This is a genomic window from Pedobacter steynii (genome assembly GCF_001721645.1).
GTDB classification, from domain to species: domain Bacteria; phylum Bacteroidota; class Bacteroidia; order Sphingobacteriales; family Sphingobacteriaceae; genus Pedobacter; species Pedobacter steynii_A.
Genome location: NZ_CP017141.1, coordinates 3,473,223 through 3,492,048, shown reverse-complemented (window position 1 = coordinate 3,492,048; position 18,826 = coordinate 3,473,223). Strand labels below are relative to the sequence as shown.

Sequence of the window (18,826 nt, the reverse complement as noted above, 5' to 3'; positions counted from 1 at the left end):
ATTTTTTATTACTTTCGATACTAAGTAATGTATAACAAAACACGAAATTATGTATAACTTATTAAAAGGTAAACGCGGCATTATTACCGGTGCACTGGACCAGAATTCTATCGCATGGAAAGTAGCTGAAAAAGCACACGAAGAAGGTGCTGAATTTGTTTTAACCAATGCTCCTATCGCGATGCGTATGGGAGAAATCAATGCCTTAGCTGAAAAAACAGGCTCAAAGATCGTCCCTGCTGATGCAACCAGTGTCGAAGACCTGACCAACCTCTATATACAATCACAAGAAATATTAGGTGGAAAAATAGATTTCGTATTGCATTCTATAGGAATGAGTGTAAACATCCGTAAAAAGATCCCTTACGCAGAATCTAATTATGATTATTTCATGAAAGGGATAGACGTATCCGCGCTTTCTTTTCATAAAATGCTAGCTGTAGCTAAAAAACTGGATGCCATCAGTGAAGGCGGTAGTGTGGTAGCCTTAACTTATATGGCGGCACAAAGGACTTATCCGTTTTATACAGACATGGCAGACATTAAGGCCATGCTGGAATCCATTGCCAGAAGCTTTGGTTACCATTATGGCTTAGAGAAAAAGGTAAGGATCAATACCGTCTCCCAATCTCCAACAAAAACTACGGCAGGTTCCGGAGTCAAAGGTTTCGGCGATTTCTTTGATTTTGCCAACTCTGTTGCTCCGCTGGGTAATGCCGATGCGGAATCATGTGCCGATTACTGTATTACGCTCTTCTCTGACCTCACCAGGATGGTAACCATGCAGAACCTGTTCCACGACGGGGGTTACTCCTCAACCGGGGTAAGCGATGAGGTAATGAAAAGACTGGGAATTGAATCAGAATCCTGATCAGTCATACACAAATAAGGAAAGCCCTGAAAAGGGCTTTTTTTTGTGCTTTTAAATCTATAAATGATTGGTTACATTAGCCAGATGATGAAATGGTTGTGCTGTTACACTTTGCTTTTATTTTGTGCGCTCAACGGTTTTGGACAAAATAAATTCCATATTTCCGGAACGATTAAGGATGGAGAAGGAAAACCCCTTCCCGGAGCAGGAGTCTATCTGAGCGGCTACAAGACCGCCACGGTTTCGGATGGCAACGGACAATTTATGCTGACCAATATTGCAGCCGGCAATTATGATGTACTGATCCAGATGATGGGTTATCTTCCACTTAGTAAAAATGTGCTCATATCCGATAAGCCGGTTAAAATAGAGGTTGTACTAAAAGACAATACCATTCAACTGAAAGAAGTGGTAATCAAAGCAGACCCAAACCGGGCACGCTATCTGGAAATGTTCAGGGAATACTTTATTGGAAAAACACCCAATGCTGAGAAATGCAAAATTCTGAACCCACAGGTAATTCAGACAGAATATGATAAAGAAAGGAAAATATTAAGAGTAACGGCCAATGAATTTCTACTCATTGAAAACAAGTCGCTTGGCTACCGCATTAAATACCTTCTTGAATATTTTGAAAGGGATTTCACAGAAAATGTAGTGTATTATGCCGGTCATCCTTATTTTGAAGAACTACCCGGATCCGGTTCAAAAAGAAGAAGCTGGTTTCAAAAAAGAGAAATTGCTTATGCAGGATCTTCACAGCATTTCTTCCGGTCCCTATATCAGAATACCACAAAAAATGAAGGCTTTATCATCCATAAGATGATGAGCATCCCAAACCGCAACAGACTTCCTGACAGCCTGATCAATGCCAGTATCAAACGTCTGTACAAACCTGGAAACACCATTGTGCGGATTGGCCCGGGATTCAGCTCTCCTCTAAATGACTCGATTAGTTACTGGCTTAAACAAAGGGCAGTTCCTAAATCCCTTAATGTTCTGGACAGATCGGAAGTGCTCACAGATACACTGGTTGCCCAGTTGTATAAAGATGTAAAGACGATGAATTTCAACGGAGATCTGTATGTGATCAATACCAGAGAAAGGGAATCTGAGGACTATACTGCTTTTTCCGGCCATTCTATGACCAGACCTCTCGATGTTCCAAATTACCAGATCTCCACCCTTCATATTCTCAAAGGGCCTATACATTTCTACGCAAATGGAGGTATTTTTAATCCAAAATCAGTACTGCTGGCGGGATTCTGGGCATATGAAAAAATTGCTGACATGGTGCCTATGGATTACATCCCCAATACAAAAGAAGAATAAGCATTTGCAAATTACTAATATTATTAGTAATTTTAACTAATGATATTAGACGAGGAACCTAAAGACAATTACTTTAAAGGCAGAGGTGCACAGTTCAATCCGCACAACAGGTTTGCGAAGGATGACTATGCGAAAACGCATCCCGAAGGAATCGACGACTGGGAAGAAGAAGATCATAAAACTACCTTCATCATAGGTCAGAGCAAATCTATCGTTAACAAAGTTGCGAGTCCGGATGTAGGTATGGCTTATTCCCTTAACCCGTATCAGGGTTGCGAACATGGATGTACCTATTGTTATGCCCGGAATGCTCATGAATACTGGGGATTTAGTGCCGGACTTGATTTTGAAAGGAAGATCATCGTAAAAAAAGATGCACCAAAATTGTTCAGGAAGTTTCTGGAGCGAAAAGACTGGGATGCTTCAGTAATTTCTTTGTCTGGCAACACCGATTGTTATCAGCCGGCAGAAAGACAGTTCAGAATTACCCGGTCTTTGCTGGAAATTGCCCTGGAATACAGGCAACCTATAGGCCTGATCACTAAAAATGCCTTAATTCTAAGAGATCTTGATATCCTGTCCGAGATGGCCAGGCTAAACCTATGCGTGGTTTATGTATCCATAAACAGCCTGAACGAAAAACTCCGGCTAAAAATGGAGCCCAGAACAACCACAGCCAAACAACGGTTAAAGGTGGTAGAGGAGCTCAGCAAAGCAGGCATCCCCATGGGGGTTATGGTCGCCCCGTTGGTTCCTGGTTTAAGTGACCATGAAATTCCCGCCGTCTTAAAAGCGGCAGCCAATGCCGGCGCAGGAGCAGCAGGTTATACCATCGTCAGGCTAAATGGTGCAATTGCCGGTATTTTTGAAGACTGGCTACGCAAGAACTTTCCGGACCGCTTTGAAAAAGTCTGGCATGCCATTCAGTCTTGTCATGGAGGAAATGTGAACGACAGCAGGTTTGGAGAAAGAATGAGAGGTGATGGCCACATTGCAAAACTGATTAGGGATAGTTTTAAACTGCATTGCAGGCTGAACCATTTAAATGAACGGGTAATTAAACTGGACTCAGGCTTATTTAAAATTCCTCAAGCCCAGTTTAGTTTATTTTAAACGCTTTTAAGACAAGAAATCATCCGACTCGCGGTAAGCCTGGATTACACGTAGTTCTCCTTCCTTACCCCCCTTAGAATTGCCATGTTCCATTCCCATCACGCCTTTATACCCCTTATTGTAAATGTGTTTAAATAGATTTTTGTAATTAATCTCTCCGGTTGTCGGTTCTTTCCGTCCCGGATTATCACCGATCTGAATATAGGCAATCTCTTCCCAGCAACGGTCCATATTTACAATCAGGTTTCCTTCGGTCTTCTGCATGTGATAAATATCATACAGAATCTTGCAGGAAGGGCTGTTTACGGCTTTACACACGTTATAGGTTTCGTGAGTTTGCTGAAGGAAAAGTTCAGGAGTATCACTCAATGTTTCCAGTACCATAATCAGACCATGAGGTTCAAAAATTTCCGCTCCGGCCCTCATTGCATCGACTACATTAGCCATCTGATTTCCGTAAGGAAGTTTACGTTCATAAAATCCGGGAACAACGGTCATCCATTTGGCATTACACCTCTTCGCAGCTTCCACCGACTGTTTGCAGGTTTCTACAAATTTATCTTTAAACTCTTTCTTTCCGGTAGTAAGGGACGTTTTCCAGTTATCGCCTCCATCCACTACAAAAACGCCCATTCTCATACCTAGTTTAGCCAGCAGGTCTCCTATCTTCTTTTGCTCTTCCACTGGTCTTCCAAGGTAACCATTGTCTTCAATAGACCTGAAACCCTGGTCATACATAAACTGGATCTGATCCAGAAAACTTTTACCTGCATGATTGGCAAACATTCCCTGGTGTGGTGCATAATCCAGATTAAAAGTTTTTCCTGCAAGTCCTTTTGCCAAAGTATCTTCTGGTAACGCAGCAGCTGCACTTATCGAGGATCCGGTCAATACCGCCCCGGTGGCAATAAAGCTATTTCTTAAAAATTCTATTCTTTTCATAACTATGCTTTGGTTGGTCTGGGTTTAAATTGTTGTTTATTTTACGATCATTTTTCTGAAGCCACTGCTCAGGGTATCTGCCACGCTTCCATCCTTACGATGGTAAATCAGATAAGCTTCCATCCCCTTTTTCGCGGCAACAAAGGCCAGTGCTTCATCCACACTCATCGACATGACCGCATTGTCATATCCGTCAGCCGTAATCGCATCTTTTGCATAAATCGTCACGCTGATCAGTTGATTGTCTAAAGGATAACCCGTTTTAGGGTTGATCAGATGGGCAATCTTTCCTTTTCCACGCTGGAGGTATTTTCTGTAATTTCCAGAGGTCGTTACTGCCCCGCTGCTGAAACTCAGCACATGTCTGATCTCTGGTTCCGACTGAGCAGATAATGCAGGTCCTTCAATTCCTATCCTCATGACAGTGCCATCAGGTTTAGGCCCTTCTACTCTAAGTTCCCCACCAATCTCTACCACAAAAGAACGAATGCCCTTACTTAACAGATAACCGGCCACAACATCCACGCTATACCCCTGGGCAATACCATTCAAATCGATCTTTACATCTGGTTTCTTCTTTTTAAGGTAGTTTCCCCGGAGTTCCAGATAATTCATCCCGACATTCTGAAGCAGTTGCCTAACCATCGCAGAATCGGGAAAAAGCGATACAGGTTTTGGCCCAAAACCCCAGGCCTGGACCAGGGGCGCAACTGTCACATCAAACTTTCCCTGAGTATCTTTATAAATCTCAAAAGACTTTTTCATTACCCTGGTAAAATGAGCATCCAGCAAGATCCCATTCGCCGAGCGATTGAATTGACTGATCAAAGAATAAGGCTTATAAAGGGACATAGAAGAATCTATCTTTAGCAAAATGCTATCTACAGACCTCTTGGTCACCACACTATCTTCCGCAAAATATTTAATGGAATAGTCTGTTCCCTGGGCGTAACCATGAATACTATACTGCTGCTGGTCTTTCTTTTGCAGGAAAAGAGAGATCAGCAGCGGTAAGAGCAGGATAGCCGGTTTATGGACAATCGCCACAAGCAGGCTTTGCTTAAATTATTTTTGATTTCCCTGGTGTAGGGATTGGATACAAACCACTTTCATCCGGCATTAGTTTCGGATTGGCCGTCCAGCTCAATTCAGCTGGCATCAGGCTGTTGTCTGCCTTCAATGCCTCATCCCATTTAATAGTCTGTCCGGAATAAGTAGCGTATCTGCCAATGATTGCAGTGAAACAACTTTTTGCACCACGTTCCGCATCAGCAAATTTATATTCTCCTTTTGCAATAGCTGCAAAAAGCTCATCATGTTCTGTCTGGTATGGATTCGCATTTCCTTTAGTCGGGTGGCTAAACAATTCTTTCCCTTTATGGTCCCAAAGTACCCCGTTATTACCTGCTGATAAATAGGTACGGCCTTTTGTTCCCTGGAAGGTTTCATCTACGCGATTCGCAATGCCTTCAAAATGGCGGCACTGACTATAGATAACAGATCCATCGGCATAGGTTAACTCCACCGCATGGTTGTCATAGATTTCTCCGTAATCTTTTCCAGTTCTCCAGGCACGACTTCCTGTTCCCTGAACAGAAACGGGATAAGCATTTTTTACCCAGTTTGCAATGTCAATATTGTGTACATGCTGCTCTACAATATGGTCTCCGCATAGCCAATTGAAATAATACCAGTTTCTCATCTGGTATTCCATCTCCGTTTGTTGCGGCTGGCGTTTTTTCACCCATACCCCGCCACTATTCCAATATACCTGCCCACTCACAATGTCTCCTATTGCACCATCCTCGATCCGTTTTAAGGTTTCTCTGTAGTTTGCCTGATACCTGCGCTGAAGCCCAACCACCACATTTAATTTTTTCTGTTTTGCCAATTCTGCTGCTGCAAGTACTTTACGGACTCCCGGGGCATCTACCGCAACAGGTTTTTCCATAAATACATGTTTCCCCTGCTTAATTGCCTCCTCAAAATGGGTAGGTCTGAAACCCGGAGGAGTGACCAATAAAACCACATCTGCCAGAGCAATGGCTTTCTGATAACCATCAAAACCTACAAATCTGCGGTCCTGAGGAACATCTACCTTTTCTTTAAATTTATCTGAAAGTACTTTATAGCTATTGTCCAGGCGATCCTGAAATGCATCAGCCATGGCTACTAGTTTTATATTCTGTTTGGTACTCAATGCCTGAAATGCGGCACCTGTACCACGATCTCCACATCCGATCAGTGCAATTTTAATGGTATCATCCGTAGAAGAATGACCGCCGGCAAAGGCAAATTGATTTAACATTACGCCACCCGCTACAAGTGCAGATGCCTTTAAAAATTCACGGCGTTTATCACGCAATTCTTCTTTGTTCATAGTTTTGTTGGTTGGTTTATATTTGGTTGTTAGTGTGAGTTCTCTTTAGTAGTCTTTGATTACGGGTTTATCATAATAAGCATCAATGGCTTCTTTTGATGGCGGCGTTACCGGCCTGACCAATCGCATTCCAATAAACGGTGCTTCAGGAAACCACCAGTTACTTTTCGGGATCTGCGGATCAAGTTGTTTCCATACCGGATCTGAAGCTAGTCTTGCCGCCGAACGCAGGTCCTTTGCTACATCATCATAGGAGCCTCCTCTGATCACATGGGAATATAACTTATCTGGAACAGCAACCGGGTTTTTCGCTTTTTCTCCACTTATTCCTGCATAAGTATCAGGAGCATATTGATCATAAGTCCATTCTCCTACATTGCCATACATGTCATACAAGCCCCATTGATTTGGTTTCTTCTGTCCCACTACATGTGTTTTTCCTTCACTGTTTTCTTTAAACCAGGCATAGTCTCCAAGTTTAGCTGGTTCGTTGCCAAAAGCGTACTCTTCCTGGCTACCTGCGCGGCATGCATATTCCCATTCTGCTTCTGTAGGTAGTCTATAAAAAACACCTGTTCTGGCATACAACCATTTACAATACTGAATGGCATTATAATGTGTCATCGCCAATGCGGGATGGTTCTCTTTTCCCATCCCAAAGGTCATATCAAGGTATGGTTTTGTTGGCCGGGTTACCGCATCGACATTGGCAGGAACAGGTCCGGTACTATGTGTGGTTTCGTAATCTTTATATAGAAATGGTTCATAAATATCCCAGGTTACCTCAAAGCTACTCATCCAGAAAGGATCAATAGATACCTTATGAACCGGTTGCTCGTCTGCTTTTCCCTTTTTACTACCCATCTGGAATTCGCCACCTGGTATCGCTTTCATTTCAAAGCTTAGTTTTGTTCCGTCAATTTGTTGTGTATAAGCACTGCTTTTTTCCTGAGAAGAGGCGCAAAAAGCAGAAACCAAGAGTGGAATTGTCAATAATATTTTAACTTTCATCTATAAGATTTTGATACAACTGATATTTTACCTGACCTATTTAATCCCTAAAATAGAAGCATTTAGGGTAAATCCCAAATCTGCAACAGCATTAATTAACAAAATGTGTTAAAAACACACTAAGTTGTGACAAATATTGGCGCTAACAACTCATTCAGGACCTTTTTTTCAAAGCTCTTTTTAGTGCAGGCAGAAATTAATACCTTGTACTATTCAACGCTAAAACTAACCACAAATGAAAACGACAGACCGTAGAAATTTTATCAGAGATCTGGGCATCTTATCTGCCGCCGCAGGAATCTCTTCCCTCCTTCCTTTAGAAGGCTTTGCTGCAGGTAAGAAAGATTTTTTTCAGATCTCCCTGGCTCAGTGGTCACTTCACAAATCTCTCTTTGCCGGAAAGCTGAGTAATCTTGATTTTCCACTAAAAGCAAAGAACGAATTTGACATCCATATCGTGGAATATGTTAGTCCGTTTTTCAAAAAGAAGGAAACAGACCAGGCTTATTTAAAAGAGCTGAAAGACAGAACAGACAGCGAAGGGATCCAAAATCACCTGATCATGATTGACGGAGAGGGGCATTTAGGTGACCTGGATGATAAAGCCAGATTAATTGCCGTAGAGAACCATTATAAATGGGTGGATGCAGCCAAATTTCTGGGTTGTAAAACCATTCGCGTAAATGCTGCAGGAACAGGAACAGCCGAGGAAATAAAAACAGCAGCGATCGATGGTCTGGGGAAACTGACCGAATATGGAAAGAAAAACAAGATCAATATTATTGTAGAAAACCATGGGGGTTACTCTTCTGATGGAAACTGGTTATCTTCGGTAATCAAAGGAGTTAACAACCCTTATTGCGGTACACTCCCTGATTTTGGAAACTTCAGAATCAGTGCGGAGAAAGAATACGATAAATACCAGGGTGTAAAAGACCTGATGCCTTATGCCAAAGGAGTGAGTGCGAAAACTCATAATTTTAAGGAAGACGGAGAAGAAAAGGACATTGATTACACCCGCATGTTCGAGATCATCAAAGAGGCCAAATGGTCTGGAATTGTCGGAATAGAATATGAAGGCTCTGTATTATCCGAAGAGGAAGGGATCAAAAAAACCAAGGAGCTGCTGGAACGCGTAAGAAGTAAATTCTAAACAAAAGCCGATCCATACAAAAAACAAAACGGCTGCACCTTTTCAGATGCAGCCGTTTTTCTTTGGGTCATTTAAACCAGTTTTCTATATTTAATCCGGTGTGGAGTTACATCTCCAAGACGTTTCTTACGGTTTTCTTCATAATCGCTATAGTTTCCTTCAAAGAAGTAAACCTGCGAGTCCCCTTCAAACGCAAGGATATGCGTACAAATACGGTCTAAGAACCAACGGTCGTGACTGATCACTACCGCACATCCACCAAAGTTTTCCAGCGCCTCTTCCAGTGCCCTTAAGGTATTCACGTCAATATCATTGGTCGGCTCATCGAGTAACAATACGTTCGCTCCCTTTTTCAAAGTGATAGCCAAATGCACCCTGTTGCGCTCTCCTCCTGAAAGTACACCTACTTTTTTCTGCTGATCACCGCCGTTAAAGTTAAATTTAGATACGTAAGCTCTTCCATTCACGGCCTTATTACCCAGCTGAATGTTATCTAAGCCATCAGTAATATTTTCATAAACAGTTTTATTAGGATCAAGGTCATTGTGCATCTGATCCACATAACCTAAAGCTACAGTTTCACCAACCCTGAATGTTCCGGTATCAGGTGTTTCCTGCTCCGTAATCAAGCGGAATAAAGTTGTTTTACCGGCACCATTTGGACCAATGATTCCTACAATACCCGCAGGAGGTAAAGAGAAGCTCAGATTTTCAAATAACAGCTTATCACCATAGGCTTTAGTAATGTTATTGGCTTCGATCACCACATTTCCTAATCTCGGTCCTGCAGGGATAAAAAGCTCCAGTTTATCTTCCCGTTCTTTGGAGTCTTCAGAAGCCAGTTTGTCATAGTTTGACAAACGCGCTTTAGATTTGGCATGTCTTGCTTTTGGCGCCATACGTACCCACTCCAGCTCACGCTCCAATGTTTTCTGGCGCTTGCTTTCTGTTTTTTCTTCCTGTGCCAGACGTTTCGCCTTCTGATCTAACCAGGATGAATAATTTCCTTTCCATGGAATACCTTCACCTCTGTCTAATTCAAGGATCCAGCCAGCTACGTTGTCAAGGAAATACCTATCGTGAGTCACTGCAATTACAGTTCCTTTATAGTCTTTTAAGAACTGCTCTAACCAGTCAATACTTTCTGCATCCAGGTGATTCGTAGGCTCATCCAGCAACAGTACATCTGGTTCTTGTAATAACAGACGGCACATGGCTACACGGCGACGCTCACCACCTGATAAAACACCAATTTTAGCATCCGGATCAGGGCAACGAAGTGCGTCCATGGCACGCTCCAGCTTGTTGTCCAGTTCCCAGGCATTCACTGCATCAATTTTATCCTGCAGCTCCCCTTGTTTTACCATCAGTTTATCCATTGCATCAGCATCTTCATAAACCTCAGGTAATCCAAATTGCTCATTGATGGATTCATATTCTTTCAGAATAGCTGTAATCTCTGCTACTCCTTCTTCTACAACCTCTCTAACGGTTTTATTTTCATCCAGTTCAGGCTCCTGAGCCAGATAACCTACCGTATATCCTGGTGAGAAAACCACTTCCCCCTGGAAGGATTTATCTAAACCTGCGATGATTTTCAATAAAGATGATTTACCAGAACCATTCAAACCGATCACGCCAATTTTGGCGCCGTAAAAAAAGGAAAGGTAGATGTTTTTTAAAACTTGCTTTTGGGGTGGATAAATCTTATTTACCCCCGCCATTGAAAAGATTATTTTTTCGTCTGACATATTTGCTTATTATATTTTATGCCCTTAGCAGGCTTTCGGTTATTACAAGGTTATTCGCCGCCCTGATCAGGTCAATGGCGACAAAGATAAGCATGTAATGCCCATTAAAAAATTGTTTAGCAGATATCACAGGAATATTAATCTTCAGGGTTATCATTTATATGTTTTGAATCGGTTTTCCTCTCCCTGCTGGATGAATAACTTTCACAAGTTGCATCAATTAACTGATCTATAGGATCGAATACTTCATATAATTCCTCAATATGTGTATCTTTAATATAATACCCTTTACAAGGAAGATCATCAGTTTGGTCAGCAATTATATGTCCGCATTTACAGATTATCTTAGTCATAGGGATTATAGAGCTTAAAATTTGAAAATTCTGATCACCAGTAATTTAGCAGCTGTTAGAGAAATGTCGATCATTTCCATCTGACATATTTGCTTATCGGATTGGAAATATCACCAATAAAGTCAGAACTTAGTAAGATTTCTGAAATATCGGCAGTTGCGACATCCGTTTCTCCTGCTATGGCGTAATTGTTGATAAAATAAAAAAATCAGGGGTGCCTTTTTATAAAACAAATTTTATAGTTTAGAGCATTCCCGATTTAGAAAGGTATATATGGAAGCTAAATTTTCTCCACAAGTAAAAGACGTGATATCTTTTAGCAGGGAAGAAGCCCTGAGATTAGGTCACGATTACATAGGCGCAGAACATCTATTGTTAGGCCTAATTCGCGAAGGCGACGGTATGGCCATCAAGATATTAAAATCACTGGGTGTTGACACTTCAAAACTTCGTCGTTCGATAGAAGACTCTGTTAGAGGTACGTCTAGTGTTACAGTTAATCTGGGAAATATCCCATTGACCAAACAAGCCGAAAAGGTTTTAAAGATCACGTATCTGGAGGCTAAAATCTTCAAAAGCGATCTGATTGGAACAGAACATCTGTTACTGTCTATTCTACGCGATGACGATAACATCGCTTCTCAAATCTTATTACAATACAGCATCAATTACGAGATTTTCAAACAGGAAGTTGAAGTGAACAAAAACGGTTTCAGAGATGAGACTCAAAATAGCGCATCAACTGGTGGTGATGATGATTACCGTGAAGAAGAAAGCTTCAGTAGCCCTAAGAAAGTGTCAGATATCAAATCGAAAACCCCGGTTTTAGATAATTTTGGAAGAGACTTAACAAAAGCTGCGGAAGAAAACCGTCTGGATCCTATTGTAGGCCGTGAGAAAGAAATTGAACGTGTGTCTCAAATCCTGTCACGCCGTAAAAAGAACAATCCGATTCTGATCGGTGAACCAGGCGTAGGTAAATCTGCTATTGCAGAAGGACTGGCCTTACGTATTGTTCAACGTAAGGTTTCCAGGGTATTGTTCAACAAAAGGGTAGTAACTTTAGATCTGGCCTCATTAGTAGCTGGTACTAAATACCGCGGGCAGTTTGAAGAGCGCATGAAAGCGGTCATGAATGAATTGGAAAAATCTACTGATGTAATCTTATTTATTGATGAGATTCACACGATTGTAGGTGCCGGTGGAGCTTCAGGATCACTTGATGCGTCGAATATGTTCAAACCTGCGTTGGCAAGAGGAGAAATTCAATGCATTGGTGCTACAACTTTAGATGAGTATCGTCAGTATATTGAGAAAGATGGGGCATTAGACCGTCGTTTCCAAAAAGTAATGATCGAACCGGCTACACCGGATGAAACCATTGAGATCCTGAACCGTATCAAAGAAAAATACGAAGATCACCATGGGGTAACTTACACTGATGAAGCGATCAATGCCTGCGTTGCCCTGACTTCAAGGTATATTACCGACAGGTTCTTACCTGATAAGGCCATTGACGCTTTAGATGAAGCTGGTTCAAGGGTACATTTAACGAACATCCATGTTCCTGAGAACATCATTGAGATTGAAAACAAGATTGAAGAGATCAAGCTTGAAAAGAATAAAGTGGTAAAAAGCCAGAAATACGAAGAGGCTGCCAAATTAAGAGATACCGAAAAGAATCTTTTAGAGGAGCTGGATCGTGCGAAAGCTGCATGGGAAGCTGAAACTAAAACCAAACGTTATACCGTATCGGAAGATAATGTGGCAGAAGTAGTTTCCATGATGACCGGTATTCCGTTGCAACGTGTAGGCCAAACCGATAGTGCTAAACTATTGAACATGTACGATACAGTAGCAACAAAGATTATCGGACAGGATGATGCCATTAAGAAGCTGACAAAAGCAATTCAGCGTACCAGAGCCGGATTAAAAGATCCTAAGAAGCCAATTGGTTCATTTATTTTCTTAGGTCCTACAGGTGTTGGTAAGACAGAGCTGGCAAAAGAGTTGGCCCGCTTCATGTTCGACAGCGATGATTCTTTGATCCAGATCGATATGAGTGAGTACATGGAGAAATTTGCGGTTTCCCGTTTAGTGGGAGCGCCTCCGGGATATGTAGGTTATGAAGAAGGTGGACAACTGACTGAAAAAGTTCGTCGTAAGCCTTATGCGGTTATTCTTTTAGATGAAATTGAAAAAGCTCATCCTGATGTATTTAACATCTTATTACAGGTATTGGATGAAGGTCAGTTAACTGACAGCTTAGGTCGTAAGGTAGATTTTAGAAATACCATTATTATCATGACTTCCAATATTGGCGCACGCCAATTGAAAGATTTCGGACAAGGCGTTGGTTTCTCTACATCAGCTAAAACAAACCAGGTAGATGCACATTCAAGAGGCGTAATTGAAAATGCGTTAAAGCGTGCTTTTGCTCCGGAATTCCTGAATCGTGTAGATGATGTAGTTGTCTTCAATACCTTAGGTAAAGAAGAGATCTTCAAAATCATTGACATTGAGTTGAAATCTCTGTTCGGACGTGTTCATAACCTTGGTTATGAAGTAAAATTAACTGAGAGAGCCAAAGACTTCATCGCAGATAAAGGTTTCGACATCAACTTTGGAGCAAGGCCACTGAAACGTGCCATTCAGAAATACCTGGAGGATCCAATTGCTGAAGAAATATTAAAAGGTGAAATCAATGATGGTGATATACTTGAAATTGATTACGACAAAGAGAGTGATCAGATTGTTGTAGAAAACAAAAGTCCGGGTAAGAAAAAGAAAAAAGAAGAAGGAAGTGTAGAGTAATGCACCCGGAATATTCATAAAAAGTCCCCTTTCATTTAAGTTGAAAGGGGATTTTTTTATGAAATGTAATCCCGGTTTTATTGCTTTAGACAACGTTTTGCTACCAAACATCCTTAGCAAGGAAAGAGAACGCTTAAATTGTTATGAAAACTATTTACTATTAAAAAAATTATTGAAAAACATCAGCTGGAAACCAATTGCATTTTTCCAGTAATCCCAGTTATGTGCACCGGGCCGGATGGTAAAATCATGTGGGATGTTGCGATACAACAATTCTTCGTGAAGCTTATTATTAACCTGATAAAAGAAGTCATCTCTTCCACAGTCGATAATTAATGCCAGTTTATTAGGAACCAGCAAATGGGTCAGGTTTAATACACTATTTGCTTTCCATCTTTCTGCCTGCTGCTCATAACTACCTAGTCTTTTTGCAATGTCCCAGTTGAGCGGAAAGGGAGTCAGGTCTACTCCACCACTCATACTTCCGGCAGCACCATATACATCCTGGTGCTTGAAAGAAAGAGATAATGCGCCATGCCCACCCATACTCAGTCCTGTAATTGCTCTTCCTTTTCTGTCTCTTCGCGTTTTATATTGCTGATCAATCTGACTAACCAGCTCAGTGGAGATATAAGTTTCATACTTCCATTCCGGATCTACAGGACTATCTATATACCAGCTGGAAAAATTCCCATCCGGACAAACCAGGATCAGTTGAAAATCATCTGCATACTTCTTCAGTATAGTCACCTTATTTATCCAGCCATCATAGCGATCGCCATAACCATGCAGGAGGTATACCGTCGGAAAGCTTTTTTCTTTTTCATAGTTATCAGGAATGACAACCACCGCTTTTATCTTCTTTTTCATTGCAGTACTATACGTGAGCACCGTATCTACCTTCGCCGCAAAAGCGCCTGACTGGCTCAACAGGACCAATATTCCTGCAATAAAAAAGCATTTTCTCATTTATCTTCGTTTTAAGCCCATGCGCTCGCTGCACCTACAAGAGCTGCATCTTCCCACATTTCGCTTTGTCTGATGGCTATAGATTTATCTGTGATCTTATCCTTCAGCGCAATTATAAAGTGTTCCCACGTTTTGGCAATATTACCACCAATCACCACCACTTCCGGTTGCTCCTGAGCAATTAAATCATTCAGAAAGATACTGAGATTGTCTGAAAATTCCTCAAAAACCTGATCTTTAACAGATTGATCAGCCTTTGCCAACAGCTCTTCCACATTTTTAACCTCTTCCCCGGTAATTTCCTTATATCTTTTCAAAAACCATCTGGTAGAAATGTATTCCTCAGCAATGCTTTCTTTAAAAGGACGAAATGCCCAATTCATATCTACCGTAATCCCACTTGCATTACTTGTAGACCCAAGACCGGTGCCCAGCGTTACCCCTATCGCCCTATCCTTATCTGCAGCTGCACCGGAAGCAAGCTCACCACGTAAAAAAGCTTCGGCATCATTGATGAATACAATGTCTTTTTCAGGTATTTCCAATCGCCTGGCCAGTACTTCCTTAACATTGATGTTGTATAATGCATCGTACTTTTGCATCCCCTTCATCAGGGATATCCCATGTTCATAATCAAACGGTCCCGGCATGGCGATCCCTATTTTGGAATTTTCTCCGTTAGCCCTGATAATGAGGGAGGAAAGTACACTTAACCAGGATTCCAGAATTACTTCTGCAGAGTCCATTGATGCGACGCGTTCGCGCTTCATCGTACTGTCTATTACTTTATATGTGGTCGCATCTACATGAGCAGCGGTGATGTGGGAGCCACCTATATCTACTCCTATATAGGGAAGTTTGGAAGATGTTGAATTCATTTTAGCTGTTATCTATATTTAAAATCTCAGCAAATTAATTAATAAGTTTTGTATATTCTAATAGTTGTTAAATAGTTTTAGCAATATTTTTAACGAACTAATTATCCAACTCTTTTCAAATAAAACAAAACAACTTTTAACAGGGCAACAAAGACCTTGTTTAAGATAAAAAAAGCGGGATACTAAAAAAGTATCCCGCTATACATTCTATTTCTTTGAATTCTATTTTTTAATCACTTTAAATTCTGTTCTTCTGTTAAGCTGATGTGCAGCATGACTACATTTCACTCCATTTGCACATTTGTTCAATAACATGGTCTCTCCATAGCCCTTAGCTTTGATGCGTTCACGTTCAACTCCTCTATCGATCAGATATTGTACTGCAGAATTAGCCCTTCTCTGGGATAACCACTGATTATACTGATCTGCTCCTCTGCTATCGGTATGTGAAGATAATTCAATCCAGATGGCCGGGTTCTCTTTTAAGATTGCCAGCAGCTTATCCAACTCTCTGGCTGCATCAACTCTGATATTTGCCTTATCAAAATCATAGTAAATATTTCTTAGCACGTACGTTTTTCCAGGCTCAAACTTATCCTTATCCAGAAAAGCCTGCATATTTAAGGTATCGGATTTCGCCATTCCCTTTGTACTTAAAGTCTTAAAAACAGAAGTATACCCGAACTTACTGATTTCAATTTTATAATCCTGATCTCTGCTTAAGCCGAAAAAGAAATTTCCATTCTGTCCGGTGACCTTTCGGTTAACAGCAACTCCATTCCCGTCTGTTAAGGTCACCAGTACCGAGTCTAAGGTAGTTTTAGTCTTCTGTTCATATACTGTTCCATCCAGGGCCAGAATGATCGCTGCAGGCGTCTGATCGCTGAAGCCGTAAATGTCATCATCACCTGCCCCACCCTCTCTGTTAGAAGAGAAATAACCCGTTTTTCCATCCTTACTGACAAGATAGAAATCATCGCTTGTAGAATTCAGCGGATATTTCAGGTTCCGCGATTTACCCCATTGCGTTTTCTCTCCCCTGCTGCTATAAATGTCATATCCTCCCATCCCGATTTTGCCTTTTGAGGAATAATACAATTCCCCTTCAGAACCGATTGTAGGAAAGGCTTCCTCTTCTGCCGTATTAAGCTCTGCTCCACAATTCACCGGTTTAGCCCAGCTTCCATCGGATTGAAGTTCAGTATACCAAATATCCGTTTTACCCAATCCACCAGGCATATCTGAAGCGAAATACAAAACCTGGCCATTTTTAGAAAGGGCTGCATGTCCTAAGGAATATTCCTTTACATTGTTATAGGGAAAAGCTTTCAGATCTCCCCATTTTCCGTCCTTTTTCACTGCAGTCATCAATTCCAACCGACGGGTATACAAACGTTCTTTAATCTTACCATCAGTTTTATCCAGCGGTAATTGTGATGCCGAAGCCCGGGTTGCAATCGTAACAAAAGCGACATCACCTGCAGCATTCAGCTCCAATGGACCTACGTGGTAATCTACTTTTGAAGGCATGTTCTGTTGATTCACCACAGAAAGCTCCTGCCCTGGCTGATTTTCAGCATTGGCAAGATAAAGCTTTAGCCATGGGTTTCCCGTCCATTTATAGATTTCGCTATTCTTCTCTTTCTCATCAGTGCTCCGCTCAGAAGTAAAGACAAAACCATCGTTCCCATAATAATTCAGGCCCCAGTCTGCGAATTTTGTATTTAAGGCTTCTATATTTCTAATCTTCACATCTTTGGGTTGTCCTATCCATAAAGCGGCACTATCACAGGAAGAGATTTTAATGTTCATTTCTCCGGATTTGCCTGTACGATTTCCGTAAACACGGTACTGTTCTTTTGCCAGATCAAACTTTTTGTTTCGCTGCAAAGCTTCAGCATAATAATAGTGACTCATTGGTTTGGCTTTCGCATCCGCTACAGCTTTGCCGTACCACTTTTCGGCCACCTCGTAATCATTCATCATGCGGTAACATTCTGCCAGCTTTTCCAATAGTTTAACATCCGGCTTCTTCTTCTCCGCAAGCGGAAGATATAAACGTGCGGCATTATAATATTCAAAGCGATTAAAGAGCACATCGGCCTGTTGCTTCCTGCTCAACTGCTCCTGGGCCACTCCATAATTGCCAAGGAATAATGCCATTATACTGATGACCACAATTCTGTTCATCAGTAAATTTGGACTTTTGAATGCTGTTCTGTTCATATAATTCTGTTCAGCTTAAAAATAACGTGGACTTAATACTCTTGCTCTCTTTCCCGGGAAGCTAATGCTTAAAGAAAGCTCATGCGAGCCGCTCTGATAACTGGAAAGTTTACTGGTGGTATAATCAAAAGAATAACCCAGGCGAAAACGATTGCTCATCTGAAGCTCTACGATACCTGCTATGGCATCACTTTGGCTCAGACCTTTCTGCAGGTTATTCTTATCCCATAAGGTCACCCCTGTACGATAGGAAGCACCTAACCAAAGTACCTTGCTGATCAGCAGATAAGCATTCAGATCCAGATTTGTAGGTCCTTTAAAATCTTCCTTCAGCATAAAGGTAGGTTTTAGATCAAGGGATTCGGATAAAGGAATCATCATCCCGCCGGTTAAATAAATGTGACGAACCTGACGAATCACTTTATAATCTCCTTCCGTACTGATCTCATCTTTTCTCATTCCGGATAACAGGTCCATCACCGAAGCGCCGATATAGAATTTAGGTGTGTAGAAATAAACCCCAAAACGAACATCCGGTCGTAATTTACTTTCATTTCCTATCGGAATGACCCCATCTCCAGGATCGGTGGAGATAAATTTGGCGCCATCCAGGTTGTACTGGGTAACTCCCGCACCGATACCAAAACTTAGTCTTTTGGTATCTTCTGCATCCAGCTGCAAACGGTAGGCATAATTGGCATAAAAAGCGGAGGTATTCTGAGGTCCCAAACGATCAGTAGCGGCAATAAAACCCAATCCCATTTTCTTTCCCTGCTGGTCAGTTACCCCATCAAAGGAGGCGGTGGCGGTACGTGGAGCCCCTTCAATTCCCACCCATTGTGAGCGAAAACTGAAGTTGGCCGTCCAGTCTTCTTTATAACCGGCGTAGGCTGGATTAACGGCAAGACCATTAAAAACATACTGACTGAACTGGATCGTTTGCTGTGCGTATCCACTGGTCAAACTTAAAATGAGCATGGATAATAAACTATATTTCTTTAAATCTTTCATGTGTAGCGTGTCTTAATCTGTT

General features: G+C 41.5%; 15 protein-coding genes. 5 read left to right on the top strand and 10 right to left on the bottom strand.

Annotated features, from left to right (window positions below; all coding sequences use genetic code 11):
- Positions 1-46 precede the first annotated feature (46 nt).
- From BFS30_RS14535 to BFS30_RS14525, 3 genes are all read left to right on the top strand, one after another.
- Positions 47-871 (top strand): enoyl-ACP reductase FabI, encoded by an 825-nt coding sequence (locus BFS30_RS14535; protein WP_069379946.1) that lies wholly within the window; start codon positions 47-49, stop codon positions 869-871.
- A 63-nt stretch (positions 872-934) separates the two neighbouring features.
- A complete protein-coding gene (locus tag BFS30_RS14530) occupies positions 935-2,203 on the top strand; it encodes a carboxypeptidase-like regulatory domain-containing protein (RefSeq protein WP_157262926.1) in 1,269 nt (422 codons plus the stop codon).
- A gap of 39 nt (positions 2,204-2,242) precedes the next feature.
- Positions 2,243-3,316, top strand: coding sequence for a PA0069 family radical SAM protein (locus BFS30_RS14525; RefSeq protein WP_069379945.1), 1,074 nt, complete (start codon positions 2,243-2,245; stop codon positions 3,314-3,316).
- 6 nt (positions 3,317-3,322) lie between these two features.
- On the opposite strand, the gene BFS30_RS14520 is transcribed toward BFS30_RS14525, so the two are convergent.
- The 4 genes from BFS30_RS14520 to BFS30_RS14505 are packed head-to-tail and all read right to left on the bottom strand — an operon-like array spanning position 3,323 to position 7,649.
- Positions 3,323-4,258 (bottom strand): hydroxypyruvate isomerase family protein, encoded by a 936-nt coding sequence (locus BFS30_RS14520; protein ID WP_069379944.1) that lies wholly within the window; start codon positions 4,256-4,258, stop codon positions 3,323-3,325.
- Positions 4,259-4,294: 36 nt separating this feature from the next.
- The gene (locus tag BFS30_RS14515) at positions 4,295-5,305 is read right to left on the bottom strand and encodes an FAD:protein FMN transferase (RefSeq protein ID WP_069379943.1); all 1,011 of its coding nucleotides are present in this window, start codon (positions 5,303-5,305) and stop codon (positions 4,295-4,297) included.
- A gap of 13 nt (positions 5,306-5,318) precedes the next feature.
- Positions 5,319-6,638, bottom strand: coding sequence for a Gfo/Idh/MocA family protein (locus BFS30_RS14510; protein WP_069379942.1), 1,320 nt, complete (start codon positions 6,636-6,638; stop codon positions 5,319-5,321).
- A 45-nt stretch (positions 6,639-6,683) separates the two neighbouring features.
- Positions 6,684-7,649, bottom strand: a complete 966-nt coding sequence (locus BFS30_RS14505; RefSeq protein WP_069379941.1) for a formylglycine-generating enzyme family protein — start codon at positions 7,647-7,649, stop codon at positions 6,684-6,686.
- Positions 7,650-7,884: 235 nt separating this feature from the next.
- Between BFS30_RS14505 and BFS30_RS14500 the strand changes: the two genes are divergently transcribed.
- The gene (locus BFS30_RS14500; RefSeq protein ID WP_069379940.1) at positions 7,885-8,802 is read left to right on the top strand and encodes a sugar phosphate isomerase/epimerase family protein; all 918 of its coding nucleotides are present in this window, start codon (positions 7,885-7,887) and stop codon (positions 8,800-8,802) included.
- Positions 8,803-8,873: 71 nt separating this feature from the next.
- On the opposite strand, the gene ettA is transcribed toward BFS30_RS14500, so the two are convergent.
- Positions 8,874-10,553, bottom strand: coding sequence for an energy-dependent translational throttle protein EttA (gene ettA / locus BFS30_RS14495; RefSeq protein ID WP_069379939.1), 1,680 nt, complete (start codon positions 10,551-10,553; stop codon positions 8,874-8,876).
- Positions 10,554-10,690: 137 nt separating this feature from the next.
- Positions 10,691-10,906 carry a hypothetical protein gene (locus BFS30_RS14490; RefSeq protein WP_069379938.1) on the bottom strand — a complete coding sequence of 72 codons (216 nt, stop codon included), beginning with the start codon at positions 10,904-10,906 and terminating at the stop codon, positions 10,691-10,693.
- A 273-nt stretch (positions 10,907-11,179) separates the two neighbouring features.
- Between BFS30_RS14490 and BFS30_RS14485 the strand changes: the two genes are divergently transcribed.
- On the top strand, positions 11,180-13,720 hold the full coding sequence (locus BFS30_RS14485; RefSeq protein ID WP_069379937.1) for an ATP-dependent Clp protease ATP-binding subunit: 2,541 nt from the start codon (positions 11,180-11,182) through the stop codon (positions 13,718-13,720).
- A 150-nt stretch (positions 13,721-13,870) separates the two neighbouring features.
- Here BFS30_RS14485 and BFS30_RS14480 read toward each other — a convergent pair whose 3' ends face one another.
- The 4 genes from BFS30_RS14480 to BFS30_RS14465 form a co-directional block, all read right to left on the bottom strand.
- On the bottom strand, positions 13,871-14,689 hold the full coding sequence (locus BFS30_RS14480; RefSeq protein ID WP_069379936.1) for an alpha/beta hydrolase: 819 nt from the start codon (positions 14,687-14,689) through the stop codon (positions 13,871-13,873).
- A gap of 11 nt (positions 14,690-14,700) precedes the next feature.
- Positions 14,701-15,567, bottom strand: a complete 867-nt coding sequence (locus BFS30_RS14475; RefSeq protein WP_069379935.1) for an ROK family protein — start codon at positions 15,565-15,567, stop codon at positions 14,701-14,703.
- Between the two features lie 222 nt (positions 15,568-15,789).
- Positions 15,790-17,793, bottom strand: a complete 2,004-nt coding sequence (locus tag BFS30_RS14470; protein WP_083252056.1) for an OmpA family protein — start codon at positions 17,791-17,793, stop codon at positions 15,790-15,792.
- Between the two features lie 15 nt (positions 17,794-17,808).
- Positions 17,809-18,804: a type IX secretion system membrane protein PorP/SprF gene (locus tag BFS30_RS14465; protein ID WP_069379934.1), complete on the bottom strand. Its 996-nt coding sequence runs from the start codon at positions 18,802-18,804 to the stop codon at positions 17,809-17,811.
- Between the last annotated feature and the right edge of the window lie 22 nt (positions 18,805-18,826).